The 648-nt window shown below is 52.6% G+C and carries 2 pseudogenes; one reads left to right on the top strand and one right to left on the bottom strand.

Annotated features, from left to right (window positions below):
- Positions 1-223 (bottom strand): annotated as a pseudogene (locus tag VB836_RS11060) (hypothetical protein); the annotation flags it as partial.
- 7 nt (positions 224-230) lie between these two features.
- On the opposite strand from VB836_RS11060, the pseudogene VB836_RS11055 reads away from it, so the two are divergent.
- A pseudogene (locus VB836_RS11055) lies at positions 231-648 on the top strand (hypothetical protein); the annotation flags it as partial.

Below are 648 nucleotides of genomic sequence, written 5' to 3'. Positions count from 1 at the left end.
CTGCTTCAGGAATGGGCTTAACTGCTTCAGGAATGGGCTTAACTGCTTCAGGTGTTGGTATCGGTAAGTCGATGTCAGGAGTTGGTTTAACTGCTTCAGGAATGGGCTTAACTGCTTCTGGAGTTGGTATCGGTAAGTCGATGTCAGGAGTTGGTTTAACTGCTTCAGGAATGGGCTTAACTGCTTCAGGAATGGGCTTAACTGCTTCTGGTGCGGCTATCACTCAACGGATGTCAGGAATAGGCATAACGGCTTCAGGGGCGGCTATCAGCGAACGGATGTCCGGGGTGGGTATCAGTATGTCCGGTGCGGGCTTAACGGCTTCTGGAATGGGCTTAACGGCTTCTGGAATGGGCTTAACTGCTTCTGGAATGGGCTTAACTGCTTCTGGTGCGGCTATCACTCAACGGATGTCAGGAATAGGCATAACGGCTTCAGGGGCGGCTATCAGCGAACGGATGTCCGGCGTGGGTATCAGTATGTCCGGTGCGGGTTTAACGGCTTCTGGAATGGGCTTAACTGCTTCTGGAATGGGCTTAACTGCTTCTGGAATGGGCTTAACTGCTTCTGGTGCGGCTATCACTCAACGGATGTCAGGAATAGGCATAACGGCTTCAGGGGCGGCTATCAGCGAACGGATGTCCGGCG

Source organism: Limnoraphis robusta BA-68 BA1, assembly GCF_034932365.1.
GTDB lineage: Bacteria > Cyanobacteriota > Cyanobacteriia > Cyanobacteriales > Microcoleaceae > Capilliphycus > Capilliphycus robustus.
Note: the sequence above shows the minus strand (reverse complement) of the source record. Positions and strands in the feature narration are given on the sequence as shown.